At 70.2% G+C, this 14,507-nt stretch carries 13 protein-coding genes; 6 read left to right on the top strand and 7 right to left on the bottom strand.

The window, feature by feature from the left end:
• The first annotated feature begins 67 nt into the window (after nt 1-67).
• Both ACIBJC_RS14340 and ACIBJC_RS14335 read left to right on the top strand, forming a co-directional pair.
• Entirely contained in the window at nt 68-406 is a 339-nt protein-coding gene (locus ACIBJC_RS14340) for a hypothetical protein (protein WP_399291928.1), read from the top strand.
• Entirely contained in the window at nt 403-792 is a 390-nt protein-coding gene (locus ACIBJC_RS14335; protein WP_399291926.1) for a hypothetical protein, read from the top strand. The genes ACIBJC_RS14340 and ACIBJC_RS14335 overlap by 4 nt, the downstream gene beginning before the upstream one ends.
• 30 nt (nt 793-822) lie before the next feature.
• Here the strand turns inward: ACIBJC_RS14335 and ACIBJC_RS14330 are convergent, their stop codons facing one another.
• The 4 genes from ACIBJC_RS14330 to ACIBJC_RS14315 form a co-directional block, all read right to left on the bottom strand.
• Nucleotides 823-1,536, bottom strand: coding sequence for a LuxR C-terminal-related transcriptional regulator (locus tag ACIBJC_RS14330; protein ID WP_399291924.1), 714 nt, complete (start codon nt 1,534-1,536; stop codon nt 823-825).
• 300 nt (nt 1,537-1,836) lie between these two features.
• A complete protein-coding gene (locus tag ACIBJC_RS14325) occupies nt 1,837-3,672 on the bottom strand; it encodes a PQQ-binding-like beta-propeller repeat protein (RefSeq protein ID WP_399291923.1) in 1,836 nt (611 codons plus the stop codon).
• 99 nt (nt 3,673-3,771) lie between these two features.
• A complete protein-coding gene (locus ACIBJC_RS14320; protein ID WP_399291921.1) occupies nt 3,772-5,676 on the bottom strand; it encodes a PQQ-binding-like beta-propeller repeat protein in 1,905 nt (634 codons plus the stop codon).
• 251 nt (nt 5,677-5,927) lie between these two features.
• On the bottom strand, nt 5,928-7,742 hold the full coding sequence (locus ACIBJC_RS14315) for an ABC-F family ATP-binding cassette domain-containing protein (protein WP_399291920.1): 1,815 nt from the start codon (nt 7,740-7,742) through the stop codon (nt 5,928-5,930).
• A gap of 261 nt (nt 7,743-8,003) precedes the next feature.
• Between ACIBJC_RS14315 and ACIBJC_RS14310 the strand changes: the two genes are divergently transcribed.
• The 3 genes from ACIBJC_RS14310 to ACIBJC_RS14300 all read left to right on the top strand — a co-directional run bounded on the left by ACIBJC_RS14310 (nt 8,004) and on the right by ACIBJC_RS14300 (nt 10,397).
• Nucleotides 8,004-8,243, top strand: a complete 240-nt coding sequence (locus ACIBJC_RS14310) for a hypothetical protein (RefSeq protein WP_399291919.1) — start codon at nt 8,004-8,006, stop codon at nt 8,241-8,243.
• A gap of 10 nt (nt 8,244-8,253) precedes the next feature.
• The gene (locus ACIBJC_RS14305) at nt 8,254-9,849 is read left to right on the top strand and encodes an alpha/beta hydrolase (protein ID WP_399291917.1); all 1,596 of its coding nucleotides are present in this window, start codon (nt 8,254-8,256) and stop codon (nt 9,847-9,849) included.
• A gap of 83 nt (nt 9,850-9,932) precedes the next feature.
• On the top strand, nt 9,933-10,397 hold the full coding sequence (locus tag ACIBJC_RS14300) for a hypothetical protein (protein ID WP_399291916.1): 465 nt from the start codon (nt 9,933-9,935) through the stop codon (nt 10,395-10,397).
• A gap of 138 nt (nt 10,398-10,535) precedes the next feature.
• Here the strand turns inward: ACIBJC_RS14300 and ACIBJC_RS14295 are convergent, their stop codons facing one another.
• Nucleotides 10,536-10,871, bottom strand: a complete 336-nt coding sequence (locus ACIBJC_RS14295; protein WP_399291914.1) for a hypothetical protein — start codon at nt 10,869-10,871, stop codon at nt 10,536-10,538.
• Nucleotides 10,872-11,180: 309 nt separating this feature from the next.
• Here ACIBJC_RS14295 and ACIBJC_RS14290 point away from each other — a divergent pair, with 309 nt between their 5' ends.
• Nucleotides 11,181-12,275, top strand: coding sequence for a hypothetical protein (locus tag ACIBJC_RS14290; RefSeq protein WP_399291912.1), 1,095 nt, complete (start codon nt 11,181-11,183; stop codon nt 12,273-12,275).
• Nucleotides 12,276-12,347: 72 nt separating this feature from the next.
• On the opposite strand, the gene ACIBJC_RS14285 is transcribed toward ACIBJC_RS14290, so the two are convergent.
• Both ACIBJC_RS14285 and ACIBJC_RS14280 read right to left on the bottom strand, forming a co-directional pair.
• Complete coding sequence (locus ACIBJC_RS14285; RefSeq protein ID WP_399291910.1) at nt 12,348-13,673, bottom strand: hypothetical protein; 1,326 nt, start codon at nt 13,671-13,673, stop codon at nt 12,348-12,350.
• A 127-nt stretch (nt 13,674-13,800) separates the two neighbouring features.
• Nucleotides 13,801-14,400 carry a hypothetical protein gene (locus ACIBJC_RS14280; protein ID WP_399291908.1) on the bottom strand — a complete coding sequence of 200 codons (600 nt, stop codon included), beginning with the start codon at nt 14,398-14,400 and terminating at the stop codon, nt 13,801-13,803.
• Between the last annotated feature and the right edge of the window lie 107 nt (nt 14,401-14,507).

Raw genomic sequence — 14,507 nt, 5'->3', positions numbered from 1 at the left:
ATCGACAGCGGAGGTCAAGAGCGGAGAGCCGGCGAGGCGGAGCGTATACGCGCCGTATGCTGCCCTCATGAAAGACGTGATGATCCGTGTCCCCGACACCGTCCGCGACCGCCTCGCCGTCCTGGCCGAGGCCCGTTCCCTCTCGATCAGGGCCCTGCTCCAGGAGTTCGCCGAGTCCACGCTCACGCCGGAGGAACGCGAGGAGAGGGCCGCCGAGGCGAGGCGGTACATCTCCGAACACTTCGGGGTACTGGTGAGCGACGCCGACGAGACCGCCGTGCAGCGCTCCATCGACGCGGCCTTCCACCGCGCGAACGCCACCGGGGCCACCGGGACGGCCATGACGCCCGAAGCGGACACGACTACCGCGACCGCCACGACGAACGAGATCCGGGACGCCGCGTGAGTCTTCAGCACCTCATTCTCGACGATCCGACGCTGCTGGCCCTGGGCGGCGGGAACAAGCCCGCCTCCGCCCTGGTCATGCGCGGTTACCGCAACCCCGACGTACGGCTCCTCGTCCCCACGCTGTGCCTCCTCGAAGCCGACCGCAAACGGGAGGGGATCGGCGTCCACGCCGGCTCCCTGAACGCGTTACACACCGTCGACCTGGACTTCCCCGGAAGTCTCCACGTCGCCGAACTGGCCCGCGCGGGCGTGCCGATCGGCGTCGCGCACGCCGCCGTCACCGCCGCACCGGCAGCCGACCGCCCGAACGGTGCGATCGTCGCGACAGTCGCGCCCGAGAACTACGAGGGCCTGCGCGTGGCCGTACTGGACCTCAACAAATAGCCCCCTTCGGCCGCACGGCGGACCGGGTCCCTACCCGGCCGGGTCCGCCCCCGTCGCCCCCGGCCCCGATCGCGTCGTCAGGACGGCCGCGCGGTCCAGGAGGCCCGTGCGGGCCGCCAGGGCCGCTGCCTCCAGGCGGGAGCCGACGCCCAGTTTCATCAGGACCCGCTGCACATGTGTCCTGGCCGTGCTCGGCGCTATGCCCATGCCCGCCGCGATCAGCCGCGTGTCCTCGCCCTCCGCGACCCGTACGAGCACCTCGATCTCGCGCGGCGTGAGCATCCGCAGCAGCCGCTGGCCCTCGTCGTCCGGCTGCGCCGCCGGGTTGAGCAGTTCCGTGAACGCGCCCTGGAGGAGTTGCGGCGCGACCGCCGCCTCGCCCGCCCGCGCCTTGACCATGGCCCGTTCGACGCCCTCGATGCGCTCGTCGTGCCGTACGTAGCCGGACGCGCCGGCCGCGAACGCCGCCGCGATGCCGCGTGGGTTGGGCACCGGGCCCAGCACCACGACCGCCACCTGCGGGCGGTCCCGTTTGATCCGTACGATCGGGTCGAACGCGCCCGGTTCCGCCGGTGCCGCCGTACCCAGCAGGCACACCTCCGGCGCCCTGCTCACCACCAGCTCCGCGACGCCCGCCGTCGGCGCCGCCGCCGCGAGCACCCGGTGCCCGCGCAGCTTCAGCGCGGAGGCGAGCGCCTCGGCAAGCAATCTGTGATCGTCGACCACCATGAGCCGCACGCCCATCGAGCAACCCCCATCCCCCGCTGGTCCTGACCCCCCGGCCTCTTGCCCCGGCAAGCTACACGCTTGTTCGACATCGCGCGCCCCTTACCGGTCAGAAGCCCCCCGGATCAGCGAAATTCGTCCTGTTCAGGGCAAGTTGACCTCACATTCGGCCGCTCCGGGAACGCGAAGGGATCACTCCCTGATCACGCGTGAGCGGCCCCGCCGTCACCCGGCGGGGCCGCTCAGCATGTCGTACGAAGACGGATCGGAACACCCGATCGGTGACGCGCGGTCGATGACGTTCGCGGTCGGCGTGGGTCAGCGTGCCGCGAACATCACCGCGAGGTACTCCTTCCGGCTGCTCGACGTGGACGGCTCGCTCAGCATGGTGTCGGAGATGAACAACCGGCCGTCGCTGTACAGGAGTTCCGAGTAGTCCTCGCTGAAGTTGGACTCGACGTCGTTGACCGCCTCGTCGGACGGGTTGCGCATCAGCACCGTCTGCTTGAACGTGCTGCCGTCGATGGAGACGATCTGGCCGCCCTCGCCGTACGGGGGCCGCTTGTAGGCGATGATGTTGCCGCCGTCCATGCGCAGCGGGGAGATCGTGTACGTGCCGCCCGCGTCGCCCCGGTCCGAGGTGGTCTTACCGGTGGCGAGGTCGTACGAGATGATCTCGTTCGTCTCGCCGTAGTCCTCGCCGTCCGCGTCGTGCTCCGCGGTCGGCAGGTAGAGCCGGTCGTTGCCGACCGTCATGTGCAGGCACTTCTCGACCTCGGTGGCGCCGCACTCCGCCGCCATGTTCCCCGCCGGGAACTTGGCGCGCAGCTTGCCGGTCTTCTCGTCGATCGAGAAGAAGTCCGAAATGCTGCTGCCGCCGGTCGCGGTCTCCCCGACATCGGCCGCGACGACGAGCGGCTTGGTGGAGACGATGCCCGCGTACTTGACCCCGACCGGCATCTTGAACGTCGAGAGCACGGCGCCCGTGAGCGGGTTCACGTTCTGGATCGAGACCTGCGGGTCGTCGTACGAGCCGCACTTGCGGGCCGCGACCAGCCCCTCGCCGCCGCCGTACCCCATGTCGTAGCAGCCCTCGGCGCTGACCTCGGGCTTCCAGCGGACCGTGCCGTCGGCGACGTCGAAGGCCGCGCCGCCGTCCGTACCGCCCGCGGCGACCGTCGAGCCGCTGAGCGTGACCTCGCTGAAACTCGACTTGCTGTCACCGGAGTTGGAGCCGGTGACGGACTTGCTCCAGAGCAGTTTTCCGGCCGTCAGATCGATCGCGCCGATTTCGGTGCACTGCTGGTAGTCCTTGGAGTTGGCGCGCTTGGCGGGCTCGAACGCGATCGCGGCCCGGTTGTCCTTGGTGGCGTGCTTCGACGCCGCGCAGACCTGGCCGGGCAGCGGGATCGTCCAGAGCTGGGTGCCCTTGTCCCGGTCGTACGCGACGATCTGGTTGACGCCCGTCTTCACGTAGGCGGTGCTGGTGAGCCAGGAGCCGCTGACGTCGGTGATGCCGACGACCTTGGGCACCGGGACCTGGTAGCCGACCGTGGCCTTGGGGTCGGACGGCGCCTTCTCCGTGCCGCCGCCCCCGAGGTTCTTGCCGCCGCCCGTGGAGCCCTCGGTGGCGCCGGAAGTGCCGCCCTTGGCGTCGTTGTTCGTGTCACCGTCGCCGGAGGACGAGAACCAGATACCGCCGCCGACGATCAGTACGACGGCGACGGCCGCGGCGATGATGATCTGCATCTGGCGGTTCGGCTTCTTGCCGCCGCCGGGGCCCGCCGGCCCGCCGGGGCCGGCCGGGGTCCCGTACGGGGACTGCTGCGCGTACGGGCCCTGCTGCTGGTACGGGCCCTGCGGCTGGGTGGGCGGTGTGGGGTACCCGTATCCGGGCGGACCGGGCTGGGCGGGCGGCTGGCCGGGGGGCTGGCCCGGCTGACCGGGCTGCCCCGGGTACCCGTACCCCTGCGGATACCCGTACCCCGGGTTCTGCGGGGGCGGCGTGGGCGCGCCGAAACCACCGGGCGGCGGGTCCTGCGGGGCGCCGAAACCACCGGCCGGGGGCTCCTGCGGGGCGCCGAACCCGCCCTGCGGGGGCTGGCCCGGCGGCGGGGGCGGCTGGTTGGGCGGCGGCGGAGGTGGCTGCGTCATGGCGTACGTACCTCGGGGCATTCAGGAGGAAGGAGAGAACAACGAGGAGAGGGGGACGGGGACGGAGCGAGGGACGGGGAACGGAGCGAGGGACGGTGGTCAGTCACCGAAGGCCATCATGGTCTTCGTCTGGAGTTCCTCTTCGTCGCTGCTCGCGCTGACCCGGCCGCTGGCCAGGTAGAACCGGCCGTCCGCGTAGAGGTACTTCGCCGAGTAGAAGGAGCTCTCGATCTCGGACGTCGAGGTCGGGTGCTGCTGGATCGTCTTCGGGGCGCCGCCGGTCGGCGCGATCGTCGCGACCGTGCCGCCCTTGTCGTACGAGGCGTCCATGTAGACGAGGACCTTGCCGCCCTCCATGCGCAGCGGCGTCATCGTGCGGCCCTCGGGCGCCTTGGAGCGCCACTTGGGCTTTCCGGTGTCCAGGCTGAAGGCGACGACCTCGTTGGTGCGCGAGGTGGAGCCCGATGCGGGCGCGGTCGCGATGTAGAAGGTGCTCGCGTCGGCGGCGACGCCGACGCAGCCCTCCAGGTGCTGGCCGAAGACGATGAAGCCACCGCCGCAGTCCGGCTGGAACTTGTCCTTGCCGCCGGCGAGCTGCGAGCGCAGGGTGCCGTTCGGGTTGAGCCCGAGGATGCTCCAGGTCTTCTCGTCGCTGTTCTCCACCGAGATGACCAGCGGGTCGAGGGAGTAGACCTTCTGGAGGTCCCAGCCCTTCTTGAGCTGGTACGACCACTTGGACTTGCCGGTGGTCGGGTCCAGCTCCGAGACCCGCTTGTCGTCCAGGCCGCAGTCCATGCCGGCTATCAGCTTGGCGCCGCCGGCGAACGACTCGGGCTGGCAGTCGCCGTCCTGCTTGCCGAAGAGCTCCTCGCCGTCGCTGACGCGGTAGCCGTCGGAGTTGCTGGAGCGGCCGACGGCGAGGGTGTCCCCGCTGATGGCCAGGGTCAGTTCACTGACGAAGTCCCAGTTCCCGTGCTTGGTGACCGCCTTCTTCCAGCCGGCCTTGCCGGTGGTGAGGTCGATCATCTGGAGCTGCGTGCACTTCGCGCTGTCGGTGTTGTCGTCCTTGAACGCGATGACGATCTTGCCGTCGGTGGTGGGCGCGTTGGGCGCGGCGCACACGGGCGCGGCCGTCGGGACCGTCCACTTCTTCTTGCCGTCGCTCGCGGAGTAGCCGGCGATCCCCTTGTACATGGCCTTGACGACCGTGTCGCCGACGAGCCACGGGCCGTACACGTCGGCGCCGCCCCGCGGCAGGTCCACGTCGTTGGTCTGGAGCCAGGTGACCTTGGACTCGCCGTCCTTGCGCCCGGCGTTGAGGTCGTCGTCCGCCTCCCGGCCGCTGCCGCTGCCGTCGCCCTGGTCGACGTCGTCGTCGGACGACGTGGTCGGCTCGGCGCCGTCGCTCTTGCCCGCGACCGGCTTCTTGTTCTGGCCGCCGTCGTCACCGCTGAAGGCGAACCACGTACCGCCGCCGATGACCAGCAGCCCGGCGACGGCCGCCGCGACGATGACACCGGGCTTGCCCTTGAGGAGGTTCTTGCCGCCGCCGGGGCCGCCAGGTCCGCCGGGACCGCTGCCGAGGGGCGCGGTGGGCGGACCGGGCTGGCCGGGATAGCCGTATCCGGGCTGCTGGTTGTACGGTCCCGGCTGCTGACCGTACGGACCCGGCTGCTGCTGGTACGGGCCCGGCGCCTGGCCGTAGGGGCCCGGCTGCTGCTGGTACGGGCCGGGCTGCTGGCCGTACGGACCCGGCGCCTGCGGGTATCCGTACCCGGGCTGCGGGGCGGGCGCCTGCGGCGGCTGGGCCGGAGGCTGCGGCGGCTGGGCGGGTGCCTGCGGCGGCTGCGCGGGCGGCACCGGCGGCTGGGCGGGCGGCTGCGCGCCCCCGTACGGCGCGTTCTGCGGCGGCCCCGGAGGCGGACTCTGCGGCGGACCCGGAGGCGAATCCTGCGGAGCGCCGAAGCCCCCCTGCGGCGGCTGCTGGCTGGGTGGCTGGGTCATCAGCGCTTTCCCCCTGTTGCTGCGGAGCACGGCCCGGTCGGACTCCCCCGCGATCCCGGCGGCCGAACGGAGCGGTCGGCCGGAATGGAGCGATTCGGGCGTGGATTCCGCATCGTCACATCAGTCGAGCGGGGCTTCTTTGTATCACTCGGACTGCTGTACGGGACGGGCCGGTCCGCCCCTGTTCCCAAGGGAGGACCGGCCCGTGACGCGCTTGTTATGCGCTCTGCACACCGTCTCTACGCTTCCCCCTACGCGTCCTCCGCCAGCTCCAGCCAGCGCATTTCCAACTCGTCGCGCTCGGCCTTGAGTTCACGGAGCTGGATGTCCAGTTTCGCCACTTTCCCGAAGTCTGTGGCGTTATCGGCGATCTGCTGATGGAGGGTCTTCTCCTGGCCGTCCATCTTGGCGACCTGCCGCTCGATCTTCTGGAGCTCCTTCTTCGCGGCGCGGTTGTCCTTGGCCGAAACCGCTCCCCCGTCGACCGGCCCGGCGGACGGGGCGGACGAGGACGCCGGGACCGCGGTCTCGACGAGCCTGCGGCGGCGCTCCAGATACTCGTCGATCCCGCGCGGCAGCATCCGCAGGGCGCGGTCCCCGAGGAGCGCCATCACCTTGTCGGTGGTCCGCTCGATGAAGAACCGGTCGTGGGAGATGACGACCATGGAGCCCGGCCAGCCGTCGAGCAGGTCCTCCAACTGGTTGAGCGTCTCGATGTCGAGGTCGTTGGTGGGCTCGTCGAGGAAGAGGACGTTCGGCTCGTCCATCAGCAGCCGCAGCAACTGGAGCCTGCGCCGCTCGCCGCCGGAGAGGTCACCGACCGGCGTCCACTGCTTCTCCTTCGTGAAGCCGAACTGCTCGCAGAGCTGCCCGGCGGTCATCTCCCGGCCCTTGCCGAGGTCGACCCGGTCCCGTACCTGCTGGACCGCTTCGAGCACCCGCAGGGTCGGCTTCAGCTCGGTGACCTCCTGGGAGAGGTACGCCAGCTTCACCGTCCTGCCGACGACGACCTTCCCCGCCTCGGGCTGTACGTCGCCCTGGCTGCGCGCGGCCTCGGCGAGGGCGCGCAGCAGGGAGGTCTTGCCCGCGCCGTTCACCCCGACCAGGCCGATCCGGTCGCCGGGGCCGAGCTGCCAGGTGAGGTGGGTGAGCAGCACCTTCGGGCCGGCCTGGACGGTGACGTCCTCCAGGTCGAAGACGGTCTTGCCGAGCCGGGCGTTGGCGAACTTCATCAGCTCGGAGGTGTCGCGGGGCGGCGGCACGTCGGCGATCAGCTCGTTGGCCGCCTCGACGCGGAAGCGCGGCTTGGACGTACGGGCGGGGGCGCCGCGGCGCAGCCAGGCCAGCTCCTTGCGGACCAGGTTCTTCCGCTTGACCTCCTCCGTCGCCGCGATGCGCTCGCGCTCGGCGCGGGCGAAGACGTAGTCGGAGTAACCGCCCTCGTACTCGTGCACCGCCCCACCCTGGACGTCCCACATCCGGGTGCAGACCTGGTCGAGGAACCACCGGTCGTGGGTGACGCAGACGAGCGCGGAGCGGCGGGCGCGCAGGTGCTCGGCGAGCCAGGCGATGCCCTCGACGTCGAGGTGGTTGGTGGGCTCGTCGAGAACGATCAGCTCCGGCTCGCCGATCAGCAGCTTGGCGAGTGCGATCCGCCGCCGCTCACCACCGGAGAGCGGTGCGATGACGGTGTCGAGCCCCTGCGGGAACCCGGGCAGGTCGAGCCCGCCGAAGAGCCCGGTGAGCACATCGCGGATCTTGGCGTTCCCGGCCCACTCGTGGTCGGCGAGATCGCCGATGACCTCGTGCCGGACGGTGGCGGCCGGGTCGAGCGAGTCGTGCTGCGTCAGCACCCCGAGCCGCAGCCCGCCACTGTGCGTGACACGCCCGGTGTCGGCCTCCTCCAGCTTGGCGAGCATCCGGATGAGGGTGGTCTTGCCGTCGCCGTTACGCCCGACGACGCCGATCCGGTCCCCCTCGGAGACGCCGAGAGACACACCGTCGAGCAGCGCACGGGTGCCGTACACCTTGGTGACTGTCTCGACATTGACCAGATTGACGGCCATCAACGCTCCTGTACGGGGGAAACTCGACCGGTGGGCCGACCGACGTCCCAGCGTAGTCGCCCGGAGCACCACGGCGGTCTGTGGTGATTTACGCCCGCCGCGCCCGTTTCCCGTCGGCTCTTTGCTCGGGGGAACGCTCTGGTAAATAAGGTCCTGCCGTACGGCACAGCCGCGGTACGGGCATCGAAGGGCGAGGAACGCGTGAAGTACGACCTTAATATTTCCGCGGGTGAACTGAGAGCTTCCGCAGGGGCCGCGGACATGCTGGTAACGGATCTCCAGCCGCTCCTGAAGAAGGCGGTGGACGACCTGGCCACCGCATCGGCTTCCTTCGGTGACTGGACGGTCGGCCCCCGCATGGAGGAGACCGGCAGCGGCTGGGGCAGCGCACTCGGCGTGCTGCGGGACGACCTCTCCCGGCACGCGCGGGGACTGCGCATACTCGCGAACGGCCACGACATCATGGAACAGGAAGTTCTCAGTTCCTTCAGGGGCTGGTGAGTCGGCCGCGATGACGGAGAACTTCACGCGGCTGTTCACGCAGGATTTCTCGGATCTGGAAGCAGCGGCCTCTTCTTGGAAGAAGCTCGCCGAGGCGCTGGGAAAGACCGGGACCGACAGCGGCAAGCGGGTGACCGGCCCGCTCCACAAGGCAGGGTGGACGGGCCTCAGCGCCACCCATGGCTTCGAGGCCATGGAGGCCACCGAGAGCAAGCTGGGCACGGCACAGCTCGATGCCCAGTTGATCACCACCACCCTGGACACACTCCGTACCAGAATGGAAGCGGCCCAGCGCACGCTGCGCAACGCGGTGGCCGATGCCGAGGCAGCCGGGCACACAGTCCGGGACGGCGGCTGGGTGGAGCCGAAACAGGCCCTCGACCCCAAGTACCACAACGACCCGGACTACGAGGGCCTTCAGAGTGAGGCCAACGCCGGGCTCGGCGGCTTCCGCGCCCGTATCGACGGAGCCCTCACCGACGCCGCAACCGCCAGCTACGAAGCGGCCGAGCTCCTGCACCAGATCGACCCGTTCGACCTTGACAAGCGGTACGGCGGCGCGAACGCCCAGGAGGACGCCGCCCGGGTGGCCGAGTTCGCCGGGATCAGCCGGAAGGACATCCCGGACGGGAAGGACCCGCAGAAGGCGGCGGACTGGTGGGCCGGCCTGGGCGAGGACGATCAGCGCTTCTACCTGGCCGCGTTCCCGGACCAGCTCGGCCCGCTGGACGGCCTGCCCGCGACTGCCCGGGACCACGCCAACCGGACGGTGCTGGACGTGAAGCTGAACGACTACGCGCTGCGGGAGGGAAGCCTGGGCTACCACGACCGGAGTAACTACCGGTCCTTGAGCGCCCTCAAGGAGCGTCTGGAAAAGGCAGACGTCGGCCCAGCCCACAAGCAGCAGTATCTGCTCGGCCTGAGCACGAAGGGGGACGGGCGCGCGATCGTGGCGATCGGCAACCCGGACACGGCCAAGCACACGGCGGTCCAGGTACCGGGCACGGACAATCAGTTGGACAACTTTGACGGCCAGATCAGCCGGGCCAATAAGTTGCAGGATGCGGCTGGTGACTGGAGCGCGGGAACGGGCAAAGACGTCTCGGTCATCGCCTGGCTGGGCTACGACGCTCCGGAGTTGGACAACAGCGTCATCACCGACGGACGAGCGCTGGACGGGGCCGAAGACCTGCGCGGCTTCACGCACGGGCTACGCGCTGCTCAGGAAGGTGAGCGCACCCATCTGACCGTTCTCGCGCACAGTTACGGCTCCACAATCGCAGGCGCCGCGAACGCCGGGGGCCAAGGGCTGGACGCGGACGACATGGTGGTGCTCGGCAGTCCCGGGCTGACCGTCGACCGGGCCGATCAGCTCCAGATCGACCCCGAGCACCTTTGGGTGGGCGCCGCCGGCAACGACCCGATCTCCAACGTGGCCTCGGACCTCACGTTGGGTGCCGACCCAAAGAAGTCGGAGTTCGGCGCCCAAAGAATGTACGTGGACACCAGCGGGCACAGCGGCTACTGGGACGACGGCAGCCAGAGCCTGGAGAACCAGGGACGCATCATCGCCGGTAAGACCCCGAAAGACGGAGGACCGCGCTGATGGCCCCCAAGCACCCCCATGCCTCATCCGTAATGCGTCGGGGCGCCACGGCCCTGGCTCTCGCCCTGCTCCTGGGAGGCTGCATGTCCGACGGCGCGATCAACGATCCTCTGCCCCGTATGAGCAGGGAGAAAGCCGAGGAATGGGCCATGCACTGGACCGGATCCATGGCCCGCACCGCCAACGCGGAGATCCAGCCCGAGACCGATCCTGAGCTGCCCGCAGCGAAATTCACTGACTGCGTCGGCAAGAACAACGAGGTCGTTGACGACGGCCGGTTCAGCCTGCGCTACAGCGTTCGCGCCAAGCTGCCCAAGGCACAACACGCGGAGGCCATCCGCGCGATCAGAGACACGCTCAAGGAGAAGGGCTTCGAGATCCAGGGCTACCGATCGGACCCCACCAAGGACCCCGCCAATCTGGTGGACGCCACCCACCCGAAGGACCACCAGTTCGTCTCGGCGGGCGACGTAACCGACGAACTTCTCACCCTGATCGTCGTCACCCCCTGCCTCCTGCCGCCCGGTGCCGAGCAGAAGCAGTTCTGACCGCCTCGCTCCAAGGAGCGATCGGGGCCAGGAGGAGGCCGGACGCGAACGGGGGCGGCAGTGGCGCGCCGGACCGGCTGCCACCGGGGGTGGGCCTGGTCTACGGGTGCCTGCTGCCGCCCCGTGGTGTGCCGCCGGTCACATGGACGGGGTCAGCGCCGCCTTCACCTTGGGGTGGGACAGGTACTGCTTGCTGCCCTGGTAGTCGGCCGCGACGCCGGAGCCGAGGGCCGATCCCCAGGTGAGGGGCGAGCCGTAGGTGTTGCCGCTCTCGAACTCCGCCTCACCGCGGTCGTTCGTCATCGCCGTACCCAGCTCCTGGTTACCGTCTCCGGTGTAGAAGTGGATCTCCTCGCCCTCGATCGGGTCGCCGTCGGGCACCTTCGTCAGGGTGGCGATGAGAGTGCCCCTCGCGCCGACGACATGGCCCGTGCCGCTCCGGAGCCTCAGGCGTGTCTTTTCCTTGTCGGCCATAACCGAACTCCTCGTGCTCAGGGAAGACGGTGGCGTGATCGCACCGCCGCCGGGACACCGTGGCACGGGTCCGTCCGGCGGACGGGGCGGTGGGGCCGACCGAGGCCGCCCTGCCACCCAAATGCCCTACAGCGCGGCCCGATTGGCGGCGATCAAGTGATCACCGGTCGCAACACCCGTCCGGGGAACTGACGATGACCACACCGGCCCCGGGCACGCCGCCCGTGGTGAAGTCGGCCCGGAACCGGTGTGACATGTCATCCCGACGGTCCACGCCCCGGGCTCGGGCGATGACAAGGAGAGCACTCCATGGTCCATCACGCACGATCCTCCGGTGCCCGGGGGCGGCTGGTCCGCCGTACCGCCGTGGTCCTTCCCGCGCTGTCCGCCCTCACCCTGACCGTGAGCGTGCCCGCCGCCGTCGCTTCCGGTGCGGAGGGGATGCCCAAGGCCCGGGCGTTCGACCGGGACAAGGCGCTGCCGACGGTGTCGGAGGTGACGGGGCTGTGCGGCCAGATTCAGCGGTACGCGTGTTCGTTCCGGATCGATCCGGCGCGCTCGCGTGAGTTCACCAGCGCCGTCCACTCCGTGGCCAACGGCGCCATCAACTGCACGAACGAGCCGATGACCGTGTCCCGTACGGTCGCGCTCCAGTCGAGCAGTACGGACAACATCGGCGGGGAGATCTCCGGCAGCGGCACCATCGAGGGGACGGCGGCGACCGACAACGAGGTCAGCGGGTCGGGTACGGGCCAGGTGACGGCGCAGCAGACGCAGCAGGAGAGCGACAAGGGCAGCGCGACCCAGACGGGCAGCGCCAAGCTCAGCACCACCAATCACACCGCGCCCAAGGACAAGGGGCCCAACCAGGAGACCACGGTGGAGGGGACGGCCACCTCCAGCGCCACGGTGGAGCACACGTCGACGACGACCGAGCAGATGACGGAGATGGGCAGCACGACCGTCGCGTCCAAGAGCAACATCCATCTGGCGCTGCGGGGCGCCTTCACCGCGGCTTTCAAGGGCACCTGGAACCACACCTGGTCCATGACCAACACCGAGACGACCCAGGTGACGTTCACCATCAAGGCCAATGACGAGTTGCAGTTCGGCGCGCTGAACGCCATGACCCGTACGGTCGGCGACCTCGTCGTGGACGGCACGGGCAAGCTGGTCAAGAACGTGACCGTGGACGGCCCTTCGACGGTGAACTCCTCCACCATCGTGGCGCAGACCTTCACCAACCCGGACAAGTGCCAGACGCTGCGCCCCTCGGGTGCCGAGGCCCGTCAGCCCGACGACGAGCCGAGGAGCGCGCGGCGGGCGGTCCCGCGCCCTGGGACGAGGGTCCTCACCGGGCAGTACGTGCTGGAGCGGAACGGGACGTGGCGGCGGACCGCCTGATCCGCCCGGTAGGGAAAGAAGGGTGACCGGACCTGAGGTCCGGTCACCCTTCTTTCCGTCGTACGTACGGGGTTACGGGAGCCGGGTCACCGGCAGCAGTCCGGGCGCCGCCGAACCCCCGGAGCGCAGGGTCGGGGAGCCGATGGTGTTGTCCGGGGTCCGCGCGTTGTCCCGGGCGTCGGCGCAGCGGGTCAGTTCGACCTTGCTCATCGGGCCGGTGCGCTGGTAGAAGCGGTCACCGAACGACCCCGAGGGCACGTCCACGGTGATGTCGAGGCGCATGACGTTCTTGTCGTGCACCAGGGTGCCGGCGGAGCGCTCCCGGGCGGCCTGTACCTCGATCCAGCTCACCTCGCCGGGCTGGACGGTGACGGAGAGCGTGCGCTCCTCCGCGCGGTTCCACAGGAGGGGGTTGGTCGTGGCCATGCCGAGGGGGTTGCCGTCCGAGCTGGTGAAGCCGGTCTCGATCTGCGCGGCGATCTCTTTGAGGCTCAGGTTGAGCGGGTCGCGCGGATTGAGCGGTTTCTTCTCGTCCTTCACGAAGTACTGGGTGAGGTTGTCGTAGGGGAACTCCGCCCACTTCAGCGGGCGCTGATCGGTGATCGGGTTCCGGGTGCAGTTGATGTACGCCTGGCCGACCGTGCGCGGCCGGTCGTAGTACTGGAAGGAGTACCGCTCGTCCTTCTCGAAACGGCAGGCGCCCGGGGTGTTGCAGGCCGACACGACGTCCTTGGGCGGGACGACCTCGTGCGCCTTGTACGCCTCGGGCATCGGCAGCCGCGCCTTCTTGTCGCCGTACGGCACGGGCGCGGGTTCCTGCGTGGCGGTGAACCGGGTGAGCAGCGGGCCGCACTTGGACGCCTTGTCCGCGGGTTTCGCGGCGAAGGTGAGCTTCGGATTGTTCTCGCCGGCGGTGAAGGAGTACGAGCGGCGCTCGGGGCCGTGCTGCCAGTTGGCCTTCCCCGGCTCGGTGCTCTTGGTGGTGAAGGACGCGGGCTGGTCGCCCGCCGCTCCCGCCGCCGTCAGTTCGTAGGTCTGCCCGTCGGCGACCTCGTCCGGCTTGCACTCGGTCAGGGAGCTGGGGCTGTCGTCCCAGGACACGGTCACCTTCGCGCCCTTCTGCACCCGCCACAGCCGGGTGGTCAGGGTGCCCTGTTTCGGGCTCACGTCACGGTTCAGGGCGGTCGCCTGGAGCTTGTCCGGGTGGCCCGCGGTGGTGGCGGAGAGGAGTTGGGTCTGCGCCGCCGTCCACCGGTCCGGGGGCTTGGTCGCGGTCCCGGTGGGCACCAGGGGTTCCGCGTGGTCGGCGTTCTCGACGGGGGTGGGGACCGGCTCCGCGGCGGCGGCCGGGGCGGGCGGGGCGATGAGGACGAGCGAACCGCCGAGCAGGGCGGTCATACAGCGTCGGGCACAGCGTCGTGGCACGGCTGTCTCCTTGGTCTGGAGCAGGACGGCCCCGCGTCCGGGGCGTGGGGCCGGGCGTGTGGGTCAGCGGATCCGGCGGCGTGGGGCCGGGGCGGTCCGGTCAGCAGGCCCACCAGGTGGACGGGGGGACGATCACATCCGTGTCGGTCAGCCGTTCCCGCATGCCGGAGGAGGAGTGGCACAGCTCCGCCGTGCCGGCCGCGGCGGACTGGTCACGGGGTACGGCGTGGAAGTCCTGCTGTGTCTGGGCGTGGCTGTTCTGGTCCTTCTGCCAGGTGTCCTGGGCCTGGCCCGTCATCGGCTTGTTGCAGTCGTGGAAACTCGCCGACTGGCACTTGTCGTTGGCCGCCTGGTTCTGGCCCACGCCCTTGCAGGACTCGCTCGCCGGGATGCCGTTGATCGCCCCGCACGGGTCGGTCCCCGGGGCTTCGGGCACCGGCTTGGCCGAGGGGACGGCGGGGGGCGAGGGCTTCCCGGGTGACGGCGGCTCAGGGGCGGGCATCGGCGGGGTGGGGGCCACCGCGAGGGCGGCGGGACCGGCGCCGTGCTGCGGCTGGGGGGTGGCAGCGGCGGCGGGAGCGGGGGCGGCCACCGCGACGGGGGCGGCGACGGGGGACGGTCCGGGGTCGAGGGCGACCAGGCCCGTCAGGACCGCGATTCCGGTGAGGACGGGCAGCAGGCGCGCGCGGAGAACACGCATGGAACTCCTCTTCGTCAGGGGGCCGGTGGCCGCCTGACGCCGCGGCCACCCGCGGTCAGACTCCGGCACCCCGCGCGGCCCTGCCATCCCGCCGCAATGGATCTTGA

Source organism: Streptomyces sp. NPDC050509 (assembly GCF_044457965.1).
In the GTDB taxonomy this organism is placed as follows: Bacteria; Actinomycetota; Actinomycetes; order Streptomycetales; family Streptomycetaceae; genus Streptomyces.
The sequence above is the reverse complement of the archived record's forward strand: the minus strand, read 5'-3'. Positions and strand labels throughout refer to the sequence as shown.

Excerpts from the sequence above, each read along its gene's own strand:
- ACIBJC_RS14295 (WP_399291914.1), bottom strand. The coding sequence starts at position 10,871 with ATGGCCGACAAGGAAAAGACACGCCTGAGGCTCCGGAGCGGCACGGGC.
- ACIBJC_RS14285 (WP_399291910.1), bottom strand. The coding sequence starts at position 13,673 with ATGACCGCCCTGCTCGGCGGTTCGCTCGTCCTCATCGCCCCGCCCGCC.
- ACIBJC_RS14280 (WP_399291908.1), bottom strand. The coding sequence starts at position 14,400 with ATGCGTGTTCTCCGCGCGCGCCTGCTGCCCGTCCTCACCGGAATCGCG.
- ACIBJC_RS14310 (WP_399291919.1), top strand. The coding sequence starts at position 8,004 with ATGCTGGTAACGGATCTCCAGCCGCTCCTGAAGAAGGCGGTGGACGAC.
- ACIBJC_RS14325 (WP_399291923.1), bottom strand. The coding sequence starts at position 3,672 with ATGACGCAGCCACCTCCGCCGCCGCCCAACCAGCCGCCCCCGCCGCCG.
- ACIBJC_RS14305 (WP_399291917.1), top strand. The coding sequence starts at position 8,254 with ATGACGGAGAACTTCACGCGGCTGTTCACGCAGGATTTCTCGGATCTG.
- ACIBJC_RS14290 (WP_399291912.1), top strand. The coding sequence starts at position 11,181 with ATGGTCCATCACGCACGATCCTCCGGTGCCCGGGGGCGGCTGGTCCGC.
- ACIBJC_RS14330 (WP_399291924.1), bottom strand. The coding sequence starts at position 1,536 with ATGGGCGTGCGGCTCATGGTGGTCGACGATCACAGATTGCTTGCCGAG.
- ACIBJC_RS14315 (WP_399291920.1), bottom strand. The coding sequence starts at position 7,742 with ATGGCCGTCAATCTGGTCAATGTCGAGACAGTCACCAAGGTGTACGGC.
- ACIBJC_RS14320 (WP_399291921.1), bottom strand. The coding sequence starts at position 5,676 with ATGACCCAGCCACCCAGCCAGCAGCCGCCGCAGGGGGGCTTCGGCGCT.
- ACIBJC_RS14300 (WP_399291916.1), top strand. The coding sequence starts at position 9,933 with ATGTCCGACGGCGCGATCAACGATCCTCTGCCCCGTATGAGCAGGGAG.
- ACIBJC_RS14340 (WP_399291928.1), top strand. The coding sequence starts at position 68 with ATGAAAGACGTGATGATCCGTGTCCCCGACACCGTCCGCGACCGCCTC.